This window comes from Nakamurella panacisegetis (assembly GCF_900104535.1).
GTDB classification, from domain to species: domain Bacteria; phylum Actinomycetota; class Actinomycetes; order Mycobacteriales; family Nakamurellaceae; genus Nakamurella; species Nakamurella panacisegetis.
Genome location: NZ_LT629710.1, coordinates 4287657 through 4309808 on the forward strand (window position 1 = coordinate 4287657; position 22152 = coordinate 4309808).

Annotated in this window: 19 protein-coding genes; 17 read left to right on the top strand and 2 right to left on the bottom strand. The window is 68.0% G+C overall.

Annotated elements, in window-relative coordinates:
- Nucleotides 1-63: 63 nt before the first annotated feature.
- Complete coding sequence (locus BLS97_RS19295) at nucleotides 64-1305, top strand: hypothetical protein (protein WP_157695548.1); 1242 nt, start codon at nucleotides 64-66, stop codon at nucleotides 1303-1305.
- A 500-nt stretch (nucleotides 1306-1805) separates the two neighbouring features.
- Here BLS97_RS19295 and BLS97_RS24295 read toward each other — a convergent pair whose 3' ends face one another.
- Entirely contained in the window at nucleotides 1806-2132 is a 327-nt protein-coding gene (locus BLS97_RS24295) for a hypothetical protein (protein WP_269457462.1), read from the bottom strand.
- 735 nt (nucleotides 2133-2867) lie between these two features.
- Between BLS97_RS24295 and BLS97_RS24040 the strand changes: the two genes are divergently transcribed.
- On the top strand, nucleotides 2868-3131 hold the full coding sequence (locus tag BLS97_RS24040) for a hypothetical protein (protein ID WP_231988607.1): 264 nt from the start codon (nucleotides 2868-2870) through the stop codon (nucleotides 3129-3131).
- Between the two features lie 75 nt (nucleotides 3132-3206).
- On the opposite strand, the gene BLS97_RS19305 is transcribed toward BLS97_RS24040, so the two are convergent.
- Nucleotides 3207-4397 carry a zinc-dependent alcohol dehydrogenase gene (locus BLS97_RS19305; protein ID WP_090479254.1) on the bottom strand — a complete coding sequence of 397 codons (1191 nt, stop codon included), beginning with the start codon at nucleotides 4395-4397 and terminating at the stop codon, nucleotides 3207-3209.
- Between the two features lie 177 nt (nucleotides 4398-4574).
- Here BLS97_RS19305 and BLS97_RS19310 point away from each other — a divergent pair, with 177 nt between their 5' ends.
- The 15 genes from BLS97_RS19310 (at nucleotide 4575) to BLS97_RS19380 (ending at nucleotide 21936) form a co-directional block, all read left to right on the top strand.
- A complete protein-coding gene (locus BLS97_RS19310; RefSeq protein ID WP_090479258.1) occupies nucleotides 4575-5501 on the top strand; it encodes an SDR family NAD(P)-dependent oxidoreductase in 927 nt (308 codons plus the stop codon).
- Between the two features lie 162 nt (nucleotides 5502-5663).
- Nucleotides 5664-7904, top strand: coding sequence for a catalase (locus BLS97_RS19315; RefSeq protein ID WP_269457463.1), 2241 nt, complete (start codon nucleotides 5664-5666; stop codon nucleotides 7902-7904).
- A gap of 217 nt (nucleotides 7905-8121) precedes the next feature.
- Nucleotides 8122-9135, top strand: a complete 1014-nt coding sequence (locus tag BLS97_RS19320; RefSeq protein ID WP_090482673.1) for a zinc-dependent alcohol dehydrogenase — start codon at nucleotides 8122-8124, stop codon at nucleotides 9133-9135.
- 299 nt (nucleotides 9136-9434) lie between these two features.
- Complete coding sequence (locus BLS97_RS19325) at nucleotides 9435-10523, top strand: response regulator (RefSeq protein WP_197676277.1); 1089 nt, start codon at nucleotides 9435-9437, stop codon at nucleotides 10521-10523.
- Between the two features lie 11 nt (nucleotides 10524-10534).
- On the top strand, nucleotides 10535-11530 hold the full coding sequence (locus BLS97_RS19330; RefSeq protein ID WP_090482676.1) for an ATP-grasp domain-containing protein: 996 nt from the start codon (nucleotides 10535-10537) through the stop codon (nucleotides 11528-11530).
- Complete coding sequence (locus BLS97_RS19335; RefSeq protein WP_090479265.1) at nucleotides 11527-12297, top strand: PHP domain-containing protein; 771 nt, start codon at nucleotides 11527-11529, stop codon at nucleotides 12295-12297. The genes BLS97_RS19330 and BLS97_RS19335 overlap by 4 nt, the downstream gene beginning before the upstream one ends.
- Nucleotides 12294-13766 carry a glycosyltransferase gene (locus BLS97_RS19340; protein WP_090479268.1) on the top strand — a complete coding sequence of 491 codons (1473 nt, stop codon included), beginning with the start codon at nucleotides 12294-12296 and terminating at the stop codon, nucleotides 13764-13766. The genes BLS97_RS19335 and BLS97_RS19340 overlap by 4 nt, the downstream gene beginning before the upstream one ends.
- A complete protein-coding gene (locus BLS97_RS19345; protein ID WP_090479272.1) occupies nucleotides 13763-13954 on the top strand; it encodes a hypothetical protein in 192 nt (63 codons plus the stop codon). The genes BLS97_RS19340 and BLS97_RS19345 overlap by 4 nt, the downstream gene beginning before the upstream one ends.
- Nucleotides 13955-14001: 47 nt before the next feature.
- Nucleotides 14002-14334, top strand: a complete 333-nt coding sequence (locus BLS97_RS19350; protein WP_157695549.1) for a response regulator — start codon at nucleotides 14002-14004, stop codon at nucleotides 14332-14334.
- Nucleotides 14335-14524: 190 nt separating this feature from the next.
- On the top strand, nucleotides 14525-16249 hold the full coding sequence (locus tag BLS97_RS19355; RefSeq protein ID WP_090479279.1) for a peptide ABC transporter substrate-binding protein: 1725 nt from the start codon (nucleotides 14525-14527) through the stop codon (nucleotides 16247-16249).
- Nucleotides 16250-16253: 4 nt separating this feature from the next.
- On the top strand, nucleotides 16254-17180 hold the full coding sequence (locus BLS97_RS19360; RefSeq protein WP_090479282.1) for an ABC transporter permease: 927 nt from the start codon (nucleotides 16254-16256) through the stop codon (nucleotides 17178-17180).
- Nucleotides 17181-17207: 27 nt separating this feature from the next.
- On the top strand, nucleotides 17208-18098 hold the full coding sequence (locus BLS97_RS19365) for an ABC transporter permease (protein ID WP_090479285.1): 891 nt from the start codon (nucleotides 17208-17210) through the stop codon (nucleotides 18096-18098).
- 31 nt (nucleotides 18099-18129) lie between these two features.
- A complete protein-coding gene (locus BLS97_RS19370) occupies nucleotides 18130-19632 on the top strand; it encodes a serine hydrolase domain-containing protein (protein ID WP_090479286.1) in 1503 nt (500 codons plus the stop codon).
- Nucleotides 19622-20116, top strand: coding sequence for a GbsR/MarR family transcriptional regulator (locus tag BLS97_RS19375; protein ID WP_090479288.1), 495 nt, complete (start codon nucleotides 19622-19624; stop codon nucleotides 20114-20116). Before BLS97_RS19370 ends, BLS97_RS19375 begins: the two co-directional genes overlap by 11 nt.
- Nucleotides 20113-21936 (top strand): dipeptide ABC transporter ATP-binding protein, encoded by a 1824-nt coding sequence (locus BLS97_RS19380; protein ID WP_090479291.1) that lies wholly within the window; start codon nucleotides 20113-20115, stop codon nucleotides 21934-21936. Before BLS97_RS19375 ends, BLS97_RS19380 begins: the two co-directional genes overlap by 4 nt.
- The last annotated feature ends 216 nt before the right edge of the window (nucleotides 21937-22152 follow it).

Consider the following 22152-nt stretch of genomic DNA (forward strand, 5'->3'; position numbering starts at 1 on the left):
GCCGGGGACTTTGGCCGAGTTGGCGCGGGATTCAGGACTTCCGGAGTCACGTAGTCTGCCGAGATGCGCCTCAGTCCCACGAGACGTCGGCGATGGCGGATCGTTCTGGCCGTATTGTTGATCAGCTCCGTCGGTGCCTGCAGTTCGGCCACCGATGCTCCCCCGAACGCCGCGACGAGCAGCCCCCCGAACACAGCACCGCCTGGCTCGCCGACCACAACGCTGGAACACTCGCTACCGCCCTCGGTGCATGACTTTCTCTCGTCCACCAGCGCCTTTCTCGGTACCGACCGCATCGAAGTCTGGGTGTGCGAGGTCCCCCAAGGTGCCACGGATCCGACGTTCAACCGGTCGACCCTCCGATTGGCGCTGGACCCCTCGGTCCTGAGCGGTCTGCTGAACAAGTATGTGACCGCGTACTACCAGCAGCTGTCTCACGGGGCCTACCAGCCGGCGTTCCTCCCGGGGCGGATCCACCAGATGACCGTCGACGAGTCGCCACAGGATTGCCTCGATGCCGCCCTGAACTCATCGGCCGCAACCACCAGCGGTGTGCTGGCCGTCGCTACCGCGGAGAACGCGGCGACCGCCGCGGGTGGATTCGGCACGATCGGTTACATCTGTGCCTCACGACCGCTCAGCCGCTGTCCGGCCGCCTCCACCCGCCGAGGCGCCTACGTCGGCGCGAGCGACTTCCATCCCGATTGGGGCCCGGAACCCGCAGTCGATCTCGAGGAGCACGAACTCGGACACATGCTGGGCTGGACCCATTCCGGCGACGATATCGGTGAGGACCACAACAGCGGAATTGATGTGATGAGCAACAGCGCCGCACCGCGGTCCTTCGACCCCGGTCGGCGGGACGGTCAGGACACGCTCGGCATCAACCGATTGGCCGCGCGATGGCTGCCGCTGTCCGACGTTGCCATCGATCAACCGATCCAGGGCACAGCGCAGACGTTTGCGCTGCGTCCATCGACGGGCGCCAGTGGTACCCGCCTGCTGGTGCTCCCGGTCGACAGCAACCGGTTCCTGACCGTGGAGTACCTGCCGAAGTCCGGGTTGGACAGCTTCTTTCCCACCGGTGGGGTGACAGTGACTCTGATCGACCAGTCCCCGGCCGCATGCAATCAGGCCACACGCTGCCTCGGACCCCGACGACGCCAACTGACCGAAGTCGGTACCGCCCCGTTCTTCGACCTACTGACTCCCAGGAGCGGCGAGTGGACCGGGCAAGGCTGGTCAGTGAAAGTGACCGGACTGAGCGATGTGGCCACCGTTCAGGTGAAATTCTCCTCCCGCTGAGGACGAACGTCGCGGCCGGCCCTTGCGGCTTCTCCACTTTCGGGCGCCGCGGGGCTCGCGTTCATAGCTGTGAGTGACGGGCGACGCGTGGCGCGCTGTTCGGCGTCCACTAAAGGGGGGTGTCCCAGGTTCGGCCGGCGTGCTACGCGATGTCCATGAGGTGGGGGCATGTCCGATCGTAACGGGGGCAATCTTGACGAAACTGCCTGCTGCGGTGGTGGTTCCGCCCGACGCCAGCCGCCGTCGCCGAGCATTCTTCCTGCGCACGCTGGGCCCAGCCGGTCTCAGGTGCGCAGAGCCGTTCGCCGGACTTGGGTTGCCTTGCAGATTCTTTACTCCGTGGCTATGTTCCACTCGACTGGCCGCAGCCGGCTTGCACAGACCGTGAGGGACGTTTGATGATCCGTCGAAGTGCCGCCTATTTGGCCACCGCAGCAGGTCTGCTCGTGTTCAATTTCGCCGTCGTCCAGCCGGCCAGCGCTGAGGCGCCTGAATCCGGGTCAATCGAATGTGTCGCTCCAATCGCGCCCGCCGGGGCCACCGGCCCGGCCGGAGCCGTAGGGGCGCGGGGCAATACCGGTCCGGCCGGGGCGGCTGGGCCGGTGGGAAACAAGGGTCCGACCGGAGCCGCTGGCCCGCAGGGCGACATCGGGGTGGCCGGCATCGCCGGACCCACCGGCCCCCAGGGTGCGGTCGGCGCCGCTGGTGCCCAGGGCCCACAGGGCCCCGCGGGCCCCGTCGGTCCGATCGGCAACACCGGGCCAACTGGCCCGGCCGGCCCCCCGGGCCCTCCGGGACCGATCGGCGGCCCCAGCCGCATGGTCCACCAGGAGGCAACGACGCCCGTCGGCTGCGGCACGATCAGCACGGTGTGTGTCACGGTGACGGCCGGCGCGACCGGGACGGCTGGTGCGGCCGGCGCCAAGGGTGCCACCGGCCCGGCCGGGGTGACGGGCGCGCAGGGCGCTACCGGAGCCGTGGGTCCAACTGGCCCTCGTGGCCCGGCCGGTGCGCAAGGAGCACAAGGCCCGACCGGGCCGGCCGGGCCGACCGGTCCGACCGGTGACCAGGGACCGCAAGGTCCCGCCGGCCCCGTCGGCGACCAAGGCCCGACCGGGCCGGCCGGCCCGATCGGAATTCCCGGGCCTCCCGGGCCCGTTCTGGCATTCGGGCCGGGGCGCGTCGTGCATTCCGTTGCCGCGTTGGTGCAGTCACCGGCCGCCGGCTGTTCGTCCTTCACCGCCGCTTGCGTGATCACTGTTGTCGGAGCCCAGGGACAGCATGGCCCGGCCGGCAAGACCGGCGACGTCGGGAAGGCCGGCCCTCGGGGCACCACCGGAGCCACCGGACCTCGGGGTGCGACCGGCCCGCAAGGACTGACCGGGTTGACCGGACCGGACGGGGTAGCCGGACCCACCGGGCCCGTCGGGCTTGCTGGTCCGACCGGACCCGCCGGTCCGGTGGGACCACAGGGTCCGACCGGACCCGCCGGACCGCAGGGCCCACAAGGCCCGCCGGGAGCACCGGGCCCCCCTGGAGGGGTCCCCGGACCCAGCCGGGTCGTGCACAACGCAGCGGCCGACGCGAGCAACATCCACGCCCAGGTCACCGCCGCCCCGGGCGAAGTGGTGACCCTGCCGGCCGCGTGTGGCGCCGTTCTGCCCACGAGTGCCTCGACGACGCCGACCACTGACGTCGACGACTCCAACAACCTGGCCCGGACCGGCGTCGACACCGTCGACCTGATCCTCGCCGGATTCGCTCTGGTCGTGCTCGGACTGGGGTTCCGACGGTTCGGCGGACGTTCCGGGCGCTCAGCGCACTGACGATCGGTGGGCGGGAGCGCAGCTGTCTGCTCCCGCCCACTGGACCGGCCGGCTCGCCGGGCGGTGCTCAGCCGGCTACGGCTTCAGGACGACCTTGACGCAACCGTCAGTCTTCTGCTGGAACATCTGGTAGGCCTCCGGCGCCTCGTCGATCGACACGGCGTGGGTGGTCAGGTCGAGTACCCCGAGCGGGTCGGCGCCGTCTTCGACCAGCGGCAGGAGGTCATCGATCCACTTCTTGACGTTGCACTGACCCATCCGGAGCTGAATCTGCTTGTCGAACAGGTCCATCATCGGCATCGGGTCGGCGATTCCGCCGTACACGCCGCTGATCGAAACCGTCCCGCCGCGGCGTACGGAGCCGATCGCGTTCTGCAGGGCGGTGAGCCGGTCGACGCCGACATTCTCGATCAGCTTCTGCGCCAACGTATCCGGCAGGAGTCCGGCCGCCGCCTGAGCCAGCTTGCCGACCGTCGCGCCGAGCGAGCCGTGGGCCTCCATCCCGACCGCGTCGATGACAGCGTCCGCTCCCCGACCACCGGTCATCTCGATCAACGCCGCCGGCACATCGTCCACCCCACTCGGGTCGACGACCTCGACCCCGTGTCGTTCGGCCATTGCGCGCCGTTCCGGCACCGGCTCCACCGCGACGACGCGGTACCCCAGGTGGCGTCCGATGCGGCTGGCGAACTGGCCGACCGGACCGAGACCGTAGACAACCAGCGTGCCGCCGGCGGGGACGTCGGCGTACCGCACGGCCTGCCATGCCGTGGGCAGGACGTCGGAGAGGAACAGGTACTTCTCGTCCGGCCCGTCGGGGCTCACCTTGATCGGTCCGTACTGGGCCTGCGGCACCCGCAGATACTCGGCTTGTCCGCCCGGCACCGATCCATAGAGGGAGGTGTAGCCGAACAGGGCCGCGCCCTTGCCCTGGCTCCGCACCTGAGTGGTCTCGCACTGCGACTGCAGTCCGCGTTCGCACATCCAGCAGTGACCACAGGAGATGTTGAAGGGGATCACCACGCGATCGCCGACGGCGATGTTGGTGACCGCGGACCCGACCTCCTGGACGATGCCCATGGGCTCGTGCCCCAGGATGTCACCCGCGGCCATGTACGGGCCCAGCACCTCGTAGAGGTGTAGATCCGATCCGCAGATCGCGGTCGAGGTGATCTTCACGATCGCGTCGGTCGGTTCCAGGAGTCGGGGGTCATCGACGTTGTCGACGCGGACATTGCGTTTGCCCTGCCAGGTAACAGCTTTCACGTAGTCTCCAGAGATTGTCTTCTTCAACGATGAGGTGCATCGGCGGTACCCGGGTTGCCGGCCGGGGAAACGGATGTCTGGAGTCGCCCGATCGCATCTCCGGTGTTTCGAGGGTCGGATGCGCGGCTACTGCGGACGCACACCGATTCGGTGTCAGCACCACGCGGAAGAGGGCACATGGCACACAATCCGGTTCGATCGAGCAAGGTTGCGTTGGTGATGGGCGCGTCCAGCGGCATCGGGCTGGCCAGCGCCCTCATCCTGGCGGCCGAGGGTTGGTCACTGGTCCTGGTGGCTCGATCGCATCCCAGCCTGGACCGGGCTGCGGCCCGGTGTGTCCGGTTGGGGGCGCCGACCTTGGTGGTGGAGGCGGACGTGGGTGATTCCGCAGCGGTGGACGCGGCCTTCACCGTCGCGGCGGAACGCTTCGGCCGGATCGACGCTGTGGTCAACACTGCGGCCGCGGTCGCCTACGGGCGGTTCGCAGACGTGCCGGTGGAGGTCTTCGACAAGGCCATCACCACCAACCTGCTGGGTACCGCGAACGTGGCCAGAGCGGCCCTTCGGCACTTCGGTCGGCGTCCGGGGCGCGGTGACCTGGTCCTGGTCGGCTCGTTGCTCGGCAAGATCGCAGTGCCCATGATGAGCAGCTACGTCACCGGCAAGTGGGGCGTCCAGGGTTTGGCCCGGATCTTGCAGATCGAGGCCCGAGAGACGCCTGACGTGCACGTCAGCCTCGTTTCGCCCGGCAGCGTCAACACGCCGGCCTACAGCCAGGCGGCCAGCTACCTCGGTTGGCACGGCCGGCCCCCGCCGCCGGTCGACTCGCCGGACAAGGTGGCGGCGGCCGTCGTCGGCTGTCTCAACTCATCCCGACGGGACAGGTCGGTCGGCATCGCCAACGGCTTCGTCATCGCGGGCTTTCGCCTGCTGCCCAGCGTTTTCGACCTGCTGGTCACGCCGCTGATGAAATTGGCCGGCCTCTCCAATGCGTCCACCCCACCGACGGCCGGCAACGTTCTGCAGGCCCAGCCCGACGGAGACCAGCAGTACGGCCAGTGGCCCCATCTCTTTCGCAGACCGCGCCGCCGCGTCGCTCGTTGAATCCGCACACCGCCCTCCTGGGTCGGAACGGCGGCTGACGCCGAGCCGGACGACCCGGCCTCGAATTCCCCGGACGGCGCGGGGTTCCAGCGCCTACTCCAACGGGTACCGACGCGACGTGCAGCCCACCAGGGCTGTCGCCGTCAAAAGTGGGAGTGCGCGTTGGCATCGAAGAAGCCAGTCTCGAAGAAGTCGGATCCGAAGAAGCCCGAACCGCTGGCCCCCGGAGCTCCCGGCGTGCAGCCGCCATCGTTGGCCGAACCGATGACACCGGTCGAGCCGTTGCCGCCCAAACCGGACCAGCAAGGGCCGGACCCCCGCACCGCGACCGGTGCCCCGACGTCCGCGTCGGGACTCGACGTGGCCCAGCAGGGCGCCTTCTTGACGACCGCTCACGGTGCTCGCCTGGCGGACACGGATCATTCGCTGAAGGTCGGCTCCCGCGGGCCGACCTTGCTGCAGGATCACCACCTGCGGGAGAAGATCAGCCATTTCGACCACGAGAGAATTCCGGAGCGGGTCGTGCACGCCCGCGGCGCCGCGGCTCACGGTGTCTTCGTCGGCAACGGTGCCGGCGAGAGCATCTGCCGGGCCGGCTTCCTGCGCGCCGGTGTCGAAACGCCCGTGTTCGTCCGGTTCTCCACCGTGCTGGGCTCGCGCGGCTCGGCCGATCTGGCCCGCGACACCCGGGGCTTCGCCACCCGGTTCTACACCGACGAGGGCAACTACGATCTGGTGGGCAACAACATCCCGGTGTTCTTCATCCAGGACGGAATCAAGTTCCCGGACGTGGTGCATGCGGCGAAACCCCATCCCGACCGCGAGATCCCGCAGGCGCAGAGCGCACACGACACCTTCTGGGACTTCGTATCCCTCCACACCGAGGCGCAGGCGCACACCCTGTGGAACATGTCCGACCGTGGCCTTCCCCGTTCGCTTCGTACGATGGAAGGCTTTGGGGTCCACACCTTTCGCCTGATCAACGCCGACGGGCAGACCTGCTTGGTCAAGTTCCACTGGAAGCCGAAGCAGGGTGTTCACTCGGTGACCTGGGAGGAGGCGCAGCTGACCAACGGCAACGACCCCGACTTCCATCGACGCGATCTGGCCGACACCATCGAATCCGGTCACTACCCGGAATGGGACCTCGGAGTCCAGGTCATGCCGGACACGGAAGACGAGATGTTCGCCGGGATCGATCTGCTCGACCCGACCAAGTTCGTGCCCGAGGAACTGGCACCGGTACAGGTCCTCGGGACGATGACGCTGAACCGCAACCCGGTCAACTACTTCGCCGAGACCGAACAGGTCGCCTTCAACCCCGCGAATCTGGCGCCCGGGATCGATGTGACCAACGACCCGTTGCTGCAGGCCCGGCTGTTCTCCTATCTGGATACCCAGATCACCCGGCTCGGAGGCCCGAACTGGAACCAGATTCCGATCAACCGCGCCCATGCCCCGATCAACGACATGCTGCGTGACGGCCAGCACCAGGACGCCGTACACGGCGGCGTCGCCCCGTACCGACCCCATTCTCTCGACGGTGGCTGTCCGTTCACCGCCGGACCCGGCGACCACCCGTTCATCGACATTCCGGCGCCGGTCGCCGCGGCCCTGAAGGTGCGCGAGAATCCGCTCACGTTCGAAGATCACTTCACACAGGCGACCATGTTCTACCGCTCGCTGTCGCCGGTCGAGCAGGACCACGTCGTCGCGGCGTACACCTTCGAACTGTCCAAGTGCTACGAGCAGACGGTCAGGGAGCGACAGCTGCTGGCATTGGCCAACATCGACGCCGACCTGTGTGCGCGCGTGGCCGATGGACTCGGGCTCCCCGCCCCTGCGCCCAGCGTGCCGCCGACGGAGACGGACACCACCGCCGCGGTGAGCCAGATCTGCGGGACGTGGCCGGTGGCCGGGCGCATCGTCGGCGTCGTCATCGGGCCCGACAGCGACGCGAAGGACATCCAGGCCGTACGGGCCGCGCTGACCAAGGCCGGTGTCCTGCCGCTCGTGGTGGGCCCGCGCGGGGGCAAGATCGGCGTGATCGCGGTACAGCGGACCTACGCCAACGCGGCCTCGACCGAGTTCGATGCTCTGATCATCGTCGGTGCCACCCCGCCGGCCCCGGACGCGGTACCGTCCCTGGACGCCAAGAGCGCCGCCGAAGGCGGACCGGAAACGACAGTGGACCCACGAGTCCTGAAGATGATCGGCGAAGCCTGGCGGCACGCGAAGGCCATCGGAACCGCACCCGGCGCAGGCACATCGGCGCCGGCGCTGCTCCCGGCCGAGGCGCCGGGCAGCGCCACCGGGACTCCGGCCGAGGTCGCCGCAGCGGTCCTGCAACTCCTGGGCGCGCACCGGGCCTGGGATCGGTTCCCCGCCGTCCGCACCCCCTGAACTACGACCGGCGGGGCCCGGGACCTTCCTGTGTCCTGGGCCTCGTCGGTCCTGTCTTCGGCGATGTGGCGCGCCGACGGAAGGGTCCAAGGTCCCCTCGGCGCCACAACCGGTCCCGAGGATGCCCGGACCAACGGCCCTGATGGCGCCGGGCACGGCGACCTACCGTCTACTGGAGAACGGAAATGCCGTTCAGTCGTGGATTGTGGAGACCATCGTGAAAGCTGCCGTCGTCACCGGATTCGAGTCCCCCCTGGAAATCCAGGAGCTGCCGATTCCGGACCCGGGACCCGGTCAGGTGCTGGTGCGGATCGAGTGCAGCGGGCTCTGCCACACCGATATCCATGCGGCGCACGGTGACTGGCCGGTCAAGCCGGCGCCACCGTTCATCCCCGGTCACGAGGGCATCGGGGTCGTCGAGAAGCTCGGGAGTGGGGTCAGCGAGCCCGCGATCGGCACTCGGGTCGCGATCGCCTGGCTCGGATCGGCCTGCGGTCACTGCCGCCATTGCATCAGTGGCTGGGAAACGCTCTGCGAAGCCCAACAGAACTCCGGGTATTCGGTCAACGGCACGTTCGCCGAATATGCCGTGGTGGCCGCCGCTTTCGCCAACCCGGTCCCGGACAGCATCTCGGCCCGGGACGCCGCCCCTCTGACGTGTGCCGGGGTCACCACGTACAAGGCGATCAAGGTCGCCAAGGTCGCTCCCGCCGAGACGGTGGCGATCTTTGGGATCGGTGGCCTTGGGCACCTGGCCCTGCAATATGCGCGCATCGCCGGCGGCTTCGTGATCGCCGTCGACATCCAGGACGACAAGTTGGCCATGGCCACCGAGTTGGGCGCCGACCACGTGATCAACGCCAGCACGACCGACCCGGTCCAGGCGATCAAGGACCTTGGCGGAGCCGACGTCGCGGTCGCCCTCGCCGCGTCCCCGGCGTCTTTCGATCAGGCCTTTCGCTCCCTGCGCCGCGGTGGGCGGTTGGTCTGCGTCGCCCTACCGGCCAACGACGCCGCATTGAACGTGCCGATCTTCGACATGGTGATCGGCGGCAAATCGGTGATCGGCTCCATCGTCGGCAACCGCAACGATCTGGCCGACGTCTTTGCGCTCCACGAGGCCGGCCGTACGCGGGTGGTCGTCGTCGATCGCCGGCTCGACGATGTGAACGCTGCCGTGGACGAGGTCTTGTCCGGTCGGGTGACGGCGCGGGTCGTGTTCTCGTTGTGACCGCTGCCCGATGACCGCGTCCGCGCAATGGTGACCGCGGCTCGCGACCGGACGGGGGGTGACCGTCGGCGGACGCTGACGGTGGCGGGTACCGGTACCGCCGGGATTCGGCATCACGACATCCAGACGGCGGCATCGGGCAAACGGATGGTGGGCCCGTCTGCGTGATCACACGCAGTGACTATTGGTGCCCTGGGCTCACCCCCATCGGGTAGACCACCTCACGGTACCGAGCACCTGCATTCAAATCTGTTGTAATGCAGGTGAAACCGTGAATGCGTGGATAGAGGGAAGTGACCGTGGTTGCAGTTGCTCGTGTTCTTCTCGTCGAGGATGACCTCGACGTGGCCGGGTATCTGCGCATCGTGCTGGAAAAGCGCGCCGGGTTCGAGGTGGTGCACACCGCGGATCCCCAAGAGGCACTCACCCTGATCCGGGGCGGCGGCTTCGACGTACTGCTGACCGACATCGAGCTACCTGGACTGACCGGTCTGCAGATCGCCGCGTCCGTCCGCGACAGTCACCCGCACCTGCCCATCATGGTCATGACGGCGCATGCGTCGGTCGACTACGCAATCACCGCCCTGCGAAGCCAGGTGGACGAATTCGTGCTGAAGCCGGTGGACAGCGCCGACCTGATCGCGAAGGTGAACGCTCTGGTGACGTTGGGGCGAAGCCGGGAGTCGGCGCGAACGGCCCAGGTGGTACTGGTCGTCGGAGCCCATCCGGACGACGCCGAGATCGGCGTCGGCGGCCTGATGGCCGCGCATCGGGCCGCCGGTGACCAGGTGGTCATCCTGACGCTGTCGCGCGGGGCCCGCGGGGGTGCGGCCGACGATCGCCAGCACGAGTCGCTGGCCGCCGCCGAGCTGATCGGGGCGCGGCTGTTCATGGAGGATCTCGAGGACACGAAGATCAGTTCGGGCGATCCCACGGTCGGAATGATCGAGCGGGTGATCGCGGAGGTATCGCCGACGATCATGTACACCCACTCGATTCACGACCGGCACCAGGACCATCGGGCCGTGCATCAGGCCGCGGCAGTCGCCGCCCGAAAGGTTCCGACATTCGCCTGTTTCCAGAGTCCATCCGCCACGGTCGACTTCCGTCCCAACCGATTTGCGCCCATCGACACGTTCGAAAGCACCAAATTGGCCTTGTTGGCCGCCTTCTCGTCGCAGGCGTCCGTCCGGGACTACCTGGAACCGGACTTCGTCCTGGCCACGGCTCGATATTGGTCACGGTTCGGCGGCGGACGCAGCGCCGAGCCTCTTGAGGTGATCCGCGACGTCGCCGGTGTGTCCGGTCCGGCGGCGGCCGCTCGATCGGATCCTGACACCGACGGCTCGACGGTCTTCGGCAACGCCGACTGGGGCGTGACCCAGTGACGGTCCGTGTGATGATCACCGGCACCGGTGGACCCGCCGGGATTGCGGTGCTGCGGTCGCTGAGCAAGCGCGGCGATGTGCAGATCGTGTCGGCCGACATGGATCGACTGGCCAGTGGGCTGTACATGGTCGAGCCCTCGTGCCGGCGACTGGTTCCACCCGGGCTCGATCCGGCGTTCGTCGACACCTTGCTGGACATGTGCCGGGCCGACGACATCGACGTTCTCTTCCCGACGGTCGACGTCGAACTGCTCCCCCTGGCCCGGCGGCGAGCGGAGTTCGCGGCGATCGGCACCGTGATCGCCTCACCGCAGGTGGAGACGCTCGAGGTCTGCCTGGACAAGTATGAGCTGGCTCTGCGCTGCTCAGCTCTGGTGCCCACACCCCGTACCGATCTTCTGGGACCCGGCGCCGCCGTCGGACGCAGCTATCCCGTCATCGTGAAGCCTCGTCGCGGGGCCGGATCCCGTGGTGTGCATCTGGTCGCCTCGGAGGCGGAACTACTGGCGCTGGGGACGGACGACGACCGGATCGTGCAGGACTACCTGCCCGGGGCCGAGTTCTCGGTGGATGTGGTCTGCGGGTTGGACGGTCACGTCATCGCCGCCGTGCCGCGATCACGCCTACGGATCGATTCCGGGGTCGCCGTGGCCGGCGAGACCGTGCACGACGAGGACATCGAACAGACGGCGCGGCGGGTCGCCGTCGCCGTGGGAATGACCACGGTGGCCAATGTGCAGTTGCGGCTCGATGCCGCCGGCACCGCGTCCCTGCTGGAGGTCAATCCGCGCTTCCCCGGGTCGCTGCCGCTCACCATCGCCGCCGGCGTGGATATGCCGAGCCTGACGCTGGACATGATGGTCGGCATCAATGTCCCCCGGGCCCTCGACTTTTCCGAGGTTGCGGTGGTCCGCTATCTGGAGGACATCTTCCTGCGACCGGCCGAGATCTCCGTCGACGCCCACACATCGGGGTTGGCAGTGGCGAGCACGGCTTCCGAGCAATGACCTTGAACGCGGCTCCGGGCCGCCCGCCCGCCGACGCCCCCACCCGGCCAGACCTGCGCAGCGACCATCACGTCCACTCCACCTTCTCCGACGATGCCGTCAGCACCCTGGACGAGAACGTGCGCGCCGCCGCCCGGGCCGGCCTGCACACGATCCGCCTGGTTGACCACGTCCGGTCCTCCACTACCTGGGTCCCGGAGTTCCTGGCCGAGGTCGCCACCCTGGCCGGCGGAGGCATCACCCTGCTGACCGGAGTCGAGACCAAGATGCTCGACGCCAGCGGGCGTCTGGATCTGCCGCCGGATCTCCCTCTCGGGACGAACGGTCTCGATCGGGTGCTCATCGCCGACCACCAGTTCCCCGGCCGCGGTGGTCCTTGGTCCCCGTCCGAAACACTGCGCCGACGAGCGGACGGAATGGCCGGATCGGATCTGGTGGACATGCTCATCACGGCGTCCATCCGTGCCATGCACCTGGTCCCCCGACCGCAATTGGCTCACCCGTTCTCGATCCTGCCGAAGGTGGGCCTGTCCGAGTCCGACATCGGGACCGACCACCTGACTGCCCTGGGCACCGCGGCGGTGGCCACCGGGTGCCTGATCGAGGTCAACGAGAAGTGGGCCTGCCCAGGTCCGGAAGCGCTGCGAGTGTTACTGGACGCTGGGGCAACCTGTGTCGCATCGACGGACAGCCACGCGGCCTCGTCCATCGGCCGGTACCCGCGGGTCGAGGACATCCTGGGTGCCACCGCCGGGGAGCGACCATGACGGCGGCCCTCACGGTGTTCTTCGTCGCACTGATCGTTCTCGGATCGCTACCCGTTGCGGCCGGGGTCTATCAATTCCTGCTGATCCCGTTGCACGCGTTCCGCAACCACTACCGGGCGGCCGCCCCTTACCTGCCCAGAGTCGCCGTGGTGGTGCCCGCGTGGAACGAAGGCGCGGTGGTCGGCGCATCGATCGACCGTTTGATGCTTCTGGAGTACCCGTCCGACTGCCTCCGCATCTACGTCGTCGACGATGCCAGTACCGACAACACGGCTGAGGTCGTCCTGGACCGGGCCGCCCGCTACCCCGGCAAGGTCTTCCACCTGCGCCGAGCCAAAGGCGGCGAGGGGAAGGCGCACACCCTCAACTTCGGTATCCGGGAAATCCTGCAACAGGACTGGATGCAGGCGCTCCTGATCATGGACGCCGACGTGATCTACCGACCCAATTCGCTGCGCCGGATGACGGCCCACCTGGCCGACCCGGCGGTTGGCGCGGTCACGGCCTACATCCGCGAGGGCAGCATGGACCCCAACTACCTGACGCGGTTCATCGCCTTCGAATACACCGCCGCCCAGGCCGCGTCTCGGAGGGCGCAGAACGTGCTCGGTGCGTTGGCCTGTCTGGCCGGAGGGGCGCAACTCCACTCGCGGGAGAATCTGATCGCCATCGGCGGCGCCATCGACACCAGTACCCTGGCCGAGGACACCATCTCGACGATCGAAACCCAACTGCGCGGCCGGAAGGTGGTCTTCGAACCGCACGCCGAGGTGCTGGCCGAGGAGCCGGGCAGCATCGATGCCCTGTGGAAGCAACGTCTGAGATGGGCGCGCGGCAACGTGCAGGTGACTCGGCGGTACTCGAACCTGTGGTTCCGACCGTGGCGGCATCGACAACTCGGCGGATTCAGCTTCGGACTCTTCTGGTTCACCACCTTGCTGCTACCGCTGTTGATGATCGGTGCGTCGGTGGGCCTCCTCGGTCTCTACGTCGTGGACTCCTCGTTGGCCGACACCCTCTTCCACAAGACCTGGGCCCTGGCCACCGGTTCCTACGTGCTGCAGACCCTGATGACGGCCCAACTCGATCCGCGCACCGGCCGACGCAGCTGGCGCGAAGCTCTCATGTTCCCCGGGGTGATCTCCCTGGTGATCATGGTGACTGCCTTCGCGCCCGTGCTGATGCGTCAGACCGTTCCGGATCTCCTGCACGTGCGTCCGACCACCACGGTGCAGCACATCATCACTCTGTGCGTCTACGGATGGCTCTCGCTCTCGATGTTGGCCGCGTGGCTCGTGAAGCGGGCGGAGAAGGCCAATATCGGTCCCGCCCTCACGTCCCTGCTGGTCTATCTGGTCGGCTACGGCCCACTCCTGTGCGCCATCACATTCGACGCCTACATCAAGGAGATGCGAGGCGCGGCGCAGGTATGGGACAAGACGGAGAAGACGGGCAGAGTGATGGCATGAGCCGCATCCCGCGTGGCCGGCACAGCGTGGTCCACGTCCGCGACACCGGTGAAGACCTGTTGAGCGCCGAGTCACTGCAGCGGGAGATCGAGCAGAACCGGCGGTCCGAGTACCGGCTGGTGTCGGTGACCGCGATCGCTCTGGTGGTCATCGGCATCATGATCTTCGCCCATCTGGTGTGGCTGTGAAGCGGCCGGCGCCGACCTCGACCGGGGCGAGACCGAAGGTCCTCGTCGTGGACGACGACCCGGACCAGCTCTATCTGCTCTCCACTCATCTCCAGGGTGCGGACTGCGACGTCGTCGCCGTCTCCAGCGGTGAACTGGCGGTGGCGAGCCTGCAGGACCACGTATTCGATCTGGCCGTGATCGATCTTCGGCTACCGGGAATCGGCGGGAACGATGTCGCCGTCGAGGTCCGGAGCAGCCACCCGTTGTGCCGGGTCGTGTTCACCTCGGTACTCGATGCCGATACCTATCCCCCGGCCCACGGGGGTCTGCCCAAACCGTTCACCCGCCAACAGGTCTTGAACCTGCTCACTCACCTCAAGCCTGGTGGGCAGGCCTGAGCCGCGTCCTCAATTCGGACAACCAGGAGGTTGTCCGTCTTCACACGATGGAAACAGCGTCTGCAAGTCTCAGAAATATTTGAATGTTCGGATTGCAGCAGCGTCGCCAGTGGTCGTCGGCGCATCCCCTCGGTGCCCGCCCGAGGCCCGAGCCTGCCAGCCTCACGGAGGTCTTTCGATGATCCACACGATGCGTCGCCCCCCACGGCGCACCCGCTTCGCCCTCACTCTCGCCGGGGCCCTGGTCCTGGCCGGCTGCACGGTCTCCGGTGGCTCCGACGACGCCGCCTCGTCCAGCTCGCCGAGTTCGACGGCTCAGGCGAGCAGCGCCGCCTCCGGTTCGGCCGCGAGCGCCGGGTCGGCCACGTCCGGTGCGGCATCCTCCTCCGGCGCAGCCCTGGTGCAGCCGGACCCGAACTCGTCGTTCATCGTGTCCGAATCCGAACCCGGAGATCTCAACCCGGGCAAGCAGATCACCGCCTACGACCAGGTGATGGCGCTCTACACCTCGCTGACCGACGTCTCCACCGACGGTGTCGTCAGCATGGCCCAGGCGCAGTCGGTCACCTCCACCGATGCCACCAACTGGACGATCAAGATCAAGCCGGGGTGGACCTTCCACAACGGCGAGCCGGTGACCGCTCAGTCCTACGTCGACGGCTGGAACGCCACCGCCTACGGCCCGAATGCCTGGGCCAACACCGGCCAGCTGGCCAAGATCGTCGGGTACGACGACCTCAACCCCAAGTCCGGAACCCCCAAGACCAAGACCATGTCCGGCCTGAAGGTCGTCGACACCACCACCTTCACCGTCAAGCTGATCTCCCCCGACGGGCAGTTCCCCCTGCAGCTCAGCCAGGCTCAGACCGGCCTGTTCCCGATGCCCAAGGCCGCGTTCAAGAACCTGGACGCCTACAACAAGCAGCCCATCGGTGACGGCGCCTACATGATGACCTCGCCGCACCAGGAGAACCAGGACATCGTCGTCACCGCGTACCCGAAGTACGCGGGCACGCCGGCCAAGACCGCGAAGATCACCTTCCGCAACTACACCGATCCGGCCACCGCGTACAACGACGCACTGGCCGGCAACATCGACGTCGTCGGGATCGGCGCGGCCAAGGCCACCTCCGCCCAGAAGGACTTCGGCGACCGGCTACACGTCAACGATGCCCCCGGCATCGCGTTCCTCGGCCTGCCGCTGTGGGACAAGCGCTACACCAATGTCAAGGTGCGGCAAGCCATCTCGATGTCCATCGACCGCGACGCGGTCAACAAGGTGATCTACGCCGGCCTCTACACCCCGGCCACCAGCTTCACCCCGCCCACCGAGCCCGGGACACCGGCGAACGCCTGCGGCGAGGCATGCACCTACAACCCGGTGAAGGCCAAGCAATTGCTGGCCGAAGCCGGCGGCTGGACCGGACCGATGGTGATCACCTATCCCGGCGGCTTCGGTCTCGACGAGCTCTACAAGGCCTACGCCAACCAGATCAAACGAAACCTGGGCATCACCGACGTGACGACGAAAGCCACCACCGACTTCGCCGACTTCGCCAAGCAACGGGCCGATTCCAAGTTGCAGGGCCCGTACTTCTCCCGGTGGGGAGCGCTGTACCCGAGCCAGCAGAACACGCTGAACGCCTTCTTCATCAAGGGTGGGGGTGGAGGCGGCTGCACCAACTGTGCGGCCTACTACACCGACGAGGTGAAGAACCTGATCGACCAGGCCAACGCCCAGGTCGACCAGACCAAGGCCGTCGCCGGTTACGTTGCGGTGCAGAAGGTCCTGGCCCGCGACCTGCCGGTCATCCCGATGTTCTACGAGAAGTACATGTTCGTCACCTCGAAGAAGATCACCGCGCTGCCCGCGTCCCAGGGCTCCCCGGTCTGGTCGCAGGTCACGGTCAGCTGAGACCGTGCTCAGAACCGTACTTCGTCGGGTCGCCGAACTGGTGATCGTGTTCTTCGGGGTCACCTTCCTGATCTACGCGTTGGTCTTCGCGTTGAAAGGTGACCCGATCGCCACCCTGGCCGGCGACCGCCCGTTGCCGGCCTCGGTGGTGGCCACCCTGCGGGCCCGCTACCACCTGGACGATCCGCTGTGGCAGCAGTACGTGCGATACCTGAACGGGCTCCTGCACTTCGATCTGGGAACCGACTTCACCGGCCGGTCGGTCGCCGCCCGGATGGCCTCCCGCTGGCCGACAACCATCGTGCTGGCCCTGACCGCGTGGGCATTGGAGGTGGTGTTCGGTTGTGCGCTCGGGCTCATCGCCGGACTCACCCGCGGTCGGGTGCCGGACCGGTTGATCCTGCTGGGCACCGTGCTGGTGTCGTCGGTGCCCATCTTCGTGGTCGCCGTCACCGCCCAACTGGGCCTGGGCGTACGGCTGGGCTGGTTCCCGATCGCCGGGACCAAGGAGGGCTGGCCGGTCGCATTCCTGTTGCCGGGGGCCGTGATCGCGCTGTTCGGTCTGGCTGCCGTCTCCCGCCTGATGCGCGGCAGCGTGATCGACTCGCTGGAATCGGACTACGTCCGGACCCTGTGGGCCAAGGGCTTGAGCGCCCGCCGGGTGGTCGGCGTGCACGTTCTGCGGAACGCCGGCATCCCGGTGCTGACGTTCCTGGCCGTCGACCTGGGATACCTGCTCGGCGGAGCCATCGTCGTGGAGGGCATCTTCAACATGCCCGGTATCGGCGGGCTGCTGTTCTCGGCCATCCGCAACCACGAAGGGCCCACCGTGGTGGGTGTCTCGACGGCCCTGATCCTGATCTTCCTGGTCCTCAGCGCCTTGGTCGACGTCATCAACTCCGCTCTCGACCCGCGGATGCGCCGTGCCTGAGAGCAACCGTCCGACAGGAGTTCTGCCATGACCGAACTCGCCCTGGCCACCGAGTCCGAACAGCTCACCGTCACCCGACGCGGATTCTGGCGCAGCGTCCGCCGCCGTCCCACGTTCTGGATCTGTGCCGTGGTGATCGGCCTGCTCGCGCTGATCTCCTTGGCCCCGCAGTGGTTCGCCGGCTGGTTCGGCAACGGCGACCCGACCGACTGCGATCTGCTGAGCAGCGCGCTGCCGCCGGAGGCCGGCCACCCCTTCGGACTTGATCTGCAGGGCTGCGACATCTACTCCGGCGTCATCTACGGCACCCGCACGTCGGTCAGTGTCGGGGTCCTGACGACCGTCCTCTGCCTGATCGTGGCATTGCTGCTGGGCACAGTGGCCGGATACTTCGGCGGTTGGGTGGATTCCGTCCTGGCCCGGCTGACGGACGTGTTCCTGGGCTTCCCGTTCCTCCTCGGGGCGGTGGTCGTGCTCGGCAGCCTGAACGACCGCGGACCGGTCACCGTCTCGCTCGTGCTCGCCCTGTTCAGCTGGCCGAGCATGGCCCGGCTGGTGCGGACCTGCGTCCGCCAGGTGCGCGACGCGGAGTACGTGATGTCGGCCCGGGCGATGGGGCTGCGGACCGGACGGATCCTGCTGCGGTACGTGCTACCGGGCGCGATGGGTCCGGTGCTGGCGTTGTCCACCATCCTGGTCGGCGCCGTGATCGTCGCGGAATCGACCCTCACGTTCCTGGGGGTCGGCCTGGAATCGCCGTCGATCAGCTGGGGCCTGCAACTGGCGTCGGCCCAGGCCCAGTTCGACAACTACCCTCACATGCTGGTGTTCCCCAGTGTCTTTCTCACCGTGACCGTCCTGAGCTTGATCGCCCTCGGCGACCTGCTGCGGGACGCACTCAACCCCCGCACCCGTTGACTCCACCCCCCCGGACAGGACAAGGACAGGCATGCTCACCGCACCGACCGGCACCACCCCCGACGCCGACGCGAGCATCGCGACCAAGGCCGCCGTGCAGGCGCTGGCGCAGTGGCTGCCGGGCTGGATCGACCTGCGCCGCCGGATGTTGCGAGTACCCGGAGTGCAGATCAGCGTCCGGGTCGCCGGCGAACTGCTCGTCAGCGCCGCTCTCGGCCACGCCGACGAGGAGCGCGGGGTGCCGTTGACGACCGATCACCTCTTTCGGATCGCCTCGCACTCCAAGACTTTCGCCTCCACCGCGTGCATGATCCTGACCGAGCGCGGCGTCATCCGCCTGGACGACACGGTTGCGCAGTGGGTACCCGAACTGGCGGACACCGAGTTGGCCGGCCTCACGGTGCGAGCTCTGCTCGGCCACCAGGCCGGCGTCATCCGCGATGGACAGGACAGTGACTACTGGCAGTTGATCCGGGCCTTCCCGGATCAGACCGGCCTGGTGGAGGCGTTGCGCCACAACGGCTCCACCTTCGCCACGGACCTACATTTCAAGTACTCCAACTACGGCTACTCCGTCATCGGGTTGATCGTCGAACGGGCCTCCGGCGTCGGTTTCAACGAATTCGTCCGCCACGCGATCATGGACAAGCTGGACCTGCCACGGGTGCACCCGGACGTCGACGGCATCGATCCGGACGAGCTGGCGGTCGGGCACTCGCTCCGGCTGGACGCCCTCGACGAGCAGTTCACCTTGAGCAACCCGTCCACCGGCGCGATGTCAGCGGCCACGGGTTTCGTCGCCTGCGCCGATGACCTCACCGCCTACGCGTCGGCTCATCTGCCCGGCGACGACCGTCTGGTCAGCGACGCCGGGAAGCGGTTGATGCAGCGAACCGAGTCCATCGTCGAGGTCCGGGGCGTCGAGAAGGGCCGCTACGGACTGGGTCTGGAGCTGCACACCCTCGGCCAGCGGAAGACTTTCGGCCACAGCGGCGGTTTCCCCGGGTTCATCACCCGGACGTTCGTCGATCCGGCGGATCAGCTGGTGGTCTCGGTGCTGACCAACCAGAGTGGCGGGCCGGCGCACGAACTGGCCGTCGGCGTGCTGGCCATGATCGACCTGGCCGTCACGGCGCAGCAGGCCGGCTCCGAATGGCCGGCGATTCCGGACGGACTGGACGGCACCCGTTTCGGTACCCGGCTGGCCGCTGGCTTCGGTTACCTGGACGTGGTCGACGTCGGCGGTCGCCTTGCCTTGCTGCACCCAGGGATGGCCGACCCCGCGTCGGATGCCGCCTACCTGCAGGTCCTGGACGCCGACACGCTCTCCGTCGTACCGTCGGCGGGCTATGCCCTGGCCGGCGAGACGGTCAAGTTCGAGCGGAGTGCGGACGGATCGATCGCCTCGGCGGTGGTCGGCGGGATGCGGTCGTGGCCGGTCGAGACATTCCTCGCCCGCCGCCGGGCCCAGATGGGCCGGGCGGCGCAGGACCGTGTGCAGCCGGCTGCAGAGGAGACGCCCGATGGCCATTGAGTTCTCGCCCGAGATCGAGGCGTTCATCAACGCCTTCTCGGAGAACTGGCACTCCAGCGGGCAGGGCCGGATGGAAGGCCGGGTGCTGGCCTACCTGCTGGTCGTCAGCGCCGACAAGGTGTCCTCGGCCGAGTTGGCCGATGCGTTGGGAGCCGGCTCCGGCGCCATCTCCATGGCCACCCGGGCCCTGGTCGAACAGGGGTTCATCCGCCGGCTGCGGGTGGCCGGCGACCGTTCGCACTACTTCGCCGCCGCCGAAGATGTCTGGGGCGGCTTCCTGTCGGCCGAACGGCGGTGGGTGCACCGCATGCAGTCCGTCCTGGACAACGCCCGGAAGGAAATGTCGCTGGCCCCCACGGCCGACCGGCGGGTCCAGGTGGCGGCCGAGTACATGAACTGGCTCGGCAGCTACAACCTGACGATGCTGCGGGACTGGCACGCCCATCTGGCCTCGCACGTCGCCCCGAAGGTGGACCCGTCATGAGCTCCGAGCCTCTGCTCAGCTTCCAGAACCTCACCATCACCTTCCCCGGTCAAGGTGCTCACTCGCGCAGAGGCACCGAAGTGGTGCACGGCATCGATTTCGATGTGCAGCGCGGAGAAGTGGTCGCCCTGGTCGGCGAGTCGGGTTCCGGCAAGACGGTCACCGCACTGGCCGCGGTCCGTCTGCTGCCCCGCGGCTCCACCATCGGCGGCCGGATTCTCCTGGGCGGGGTGGACCTGCTGGCTCTGGACGAAGCCGCGATGCGGGCCGTCCGCGGCGATCGCATCGCACTGATCTTCCAGGATCCGGTCGGGGCCCTTGACCCGGTCTTCTCGGTCGGATACCAACTCGTGGAGGCGATCCGCCGGCACCGCCCAGGGATCAAGCGAGCGGCGGCGCGCGAGCGGGCCGAGGAGATTCTCGGCCTGGTCGGCATCCCCGACCCGAGGCAGCGGCTGCGCTGGTACCCGCATCAGTTCTCCGGTGGGCAGTGCCAGCGGGTAATGATCGCCATGGCGCTGTCGTGCGACCCGGATGTTCTCATCGCCGACGAGCCGACCACCGCGCTGGACGTCACCGTCCAGCAGGAGGTGCTGGACGTGCTGCTGGATCTGCGCGCCCGCATGGGAACCACCGTGCTGATCATCACCCACGACATGGGCGTGGTGGCCGACATCGCTGATCGGGTGGTGGTGATGCACGACGGCATCATCGAGGAGCAGGCACCCGCCGGCGAGCTGTTCGCCGATCCGAAAGCGGAGTACACCCGGCGCCTGCTGGCCGCCGTTCCCCGCTTGGAAGGTGTGGCGCCGGAGGGTTCTGCGCTCGCCGACGGGGCCGCGGAGGATCCTGCGCTCGCCGACGGCGACGCGGATGGTGCAGCGGCGAAGTTCGCGGCCGGGCACAATGCGGCGCCGTCGTTCGTCGCCGGGCAGCCTGTGGCAGCGGAGGTGGGAGTCGCCGAGACCGTCCTGTCCGCAGCGGAGGGTTCGGCGGTCGGCTCTGGGCCCAGCCCGGCGCTTCAGATCAGCGATCTGCACGTGACCTACGCCGGACGACGAGCCGCCGTCCGGGCGGTGCGCGGCGTTGACCTGTCCATCGAGTCGGGCGAGATCCTCGGTCTGGTCGGCGAATCCGGCTCCGGCAAGTCGACCATCGGGCGAGCCGTGCTCGGTCTGGCCCCGCTGACCGGAGGCACGATCCGGGTGGAGGGAGTCGACCTGGCCAGCCGTTCCGGCTCCGCCCTGCGGGACATGCGTAAGCAGATCGGCGTGGTGTTTCAGAACCCGACCGGCAGCCTCAATCCGAGATACACCGTGGGACAGTCGATCGGGGAACCGTCCCGGGCGCACCTCGGGTTGCGCGGTGCGGCGTTGTCGGCCCGGGTGGCTTCGCTGCTCGAGTCGGTGCGGCTGCCGGCGGCCTGGGCCCACCGATATCCGCACGAGCTCTCCGGTGGTCAACGGCAGCGGGTCAGCATCGCTCGTGCCGTGAGCCTGGAACCGCGGTTGTTGATCGCCGACGAACCCACATCGGCCCTGGACGTCTCGGTGCAGGCTGCCGTACTTCGGCTGATCGAGGACCTGCAGCAGCAGTACGCGTTCGCCTGCCTGTTCATCAGCCACGACCTGGCCGTCATCGACCAACTCTGCGACCGCGTCGCGGTCATGGAGCAGGGACTCGTGGTGGAACAGGGTGAGCGGGAACAGATCCTGCGCCGTCCGGTGCATCCGTACACGCGGCGGTTGCTGGCCGCCGCCCCCGTTCCCGACCCGGCCGTCCAGCAGGCCCGACGGGCGGAGCGACTCGCCGCGTCGTGATCCGCAGACGCGTCGCAGCACGGTCCGGGATCACTCGTAATGCCTGGCGGCACTCGTCATCTCGCCGACGGTATGACAAGTGCCCACCCGGTATGACGAGTCGCCTACCGTCCCGCAGACGCACACGCGGCAGTCGGTCCGACCACGCCGCCACCCTCACGGAAGACGGTTGCCGGTCCGTCGATTGGGAACCGTAGGGGGGAAGGAGGTGGTCTG

Coding starts and splice junctions, on each gene's coding strand:
- BLS97_RS19375 (WP_090479288.1), top strand. CDS start 19,622: ATGGCCATTGAGTTCTCGCCCGAGATCGAGGCGTTCATCAACGCCTTC.
- BLS97_RS19345 (WP_090479272.1), top strand. CDS start 13,763: ATGAGCCGCATCCCGCGTGGCCGGCACAGCGTGGTCCACGTCCGCGAC.
- BLS97_RS19335 (WP_090479265.1), top strand. CDS start 11,527: ATGACCTTGAACGCGGCTCCGGGCCGCCCGCCCGCCGACGCCCCCACC.
- BLS97_RS19380 (WP_090479291.1), top strand. CDS start 20,113: ATGAGCTCCGAGCCTCTGCTCAGCTTCCAGAACCTCACCATCACCTTC.
- BLS97_RS19295 (WP_157695548.1), top strand. CDS start 64: ATGCGCCTCAGTCCCACGAGACGTCGGCGATGGCGGATCGTTCTGGCC.
- BLS97_RS19365 (WP_090479285.1), top strand. CDS start 17,208: ATGACCGAACTCGCCCTGGCCACCGAGTCCGAACAGCTCACCGTCACC.
- BLS97_RS19330 (WP_090482676.1), top strand. CDS start 10,535: ATGATCACCGGCACCGGTGGACCCGCCGGGATTGCGGTGCTGCGGTCG.
- BLS97_RS19355 (WP_090479279.1), top strand. CDS start 14,525: ATGCGTCGCCCCCCACGGCGCACCCGCTTCGCCCTCACTCTCGCCGGG.
- BLS97_RS19340 (WP_090479268.1), top strand. CDS start 12,294: ATGACGGCGGCCCTCACGGTGTTCTTCGTCGCACTGATCGTTCTCGGA.
- BLS97_RS19370 (WP_090479286.1), top strand. CDS start 18,130: ATGCTCACCGCACCGACCGGCACCACCCCCGACGCCGACGCGAGCATC.
- BLS97_RS19310 (WP_090479258.1), top strand. CDS start 4,575: ATGGCACACAATCCGGTTCGATCGAGCAAGGTTGCGTTGGTGATGGGC.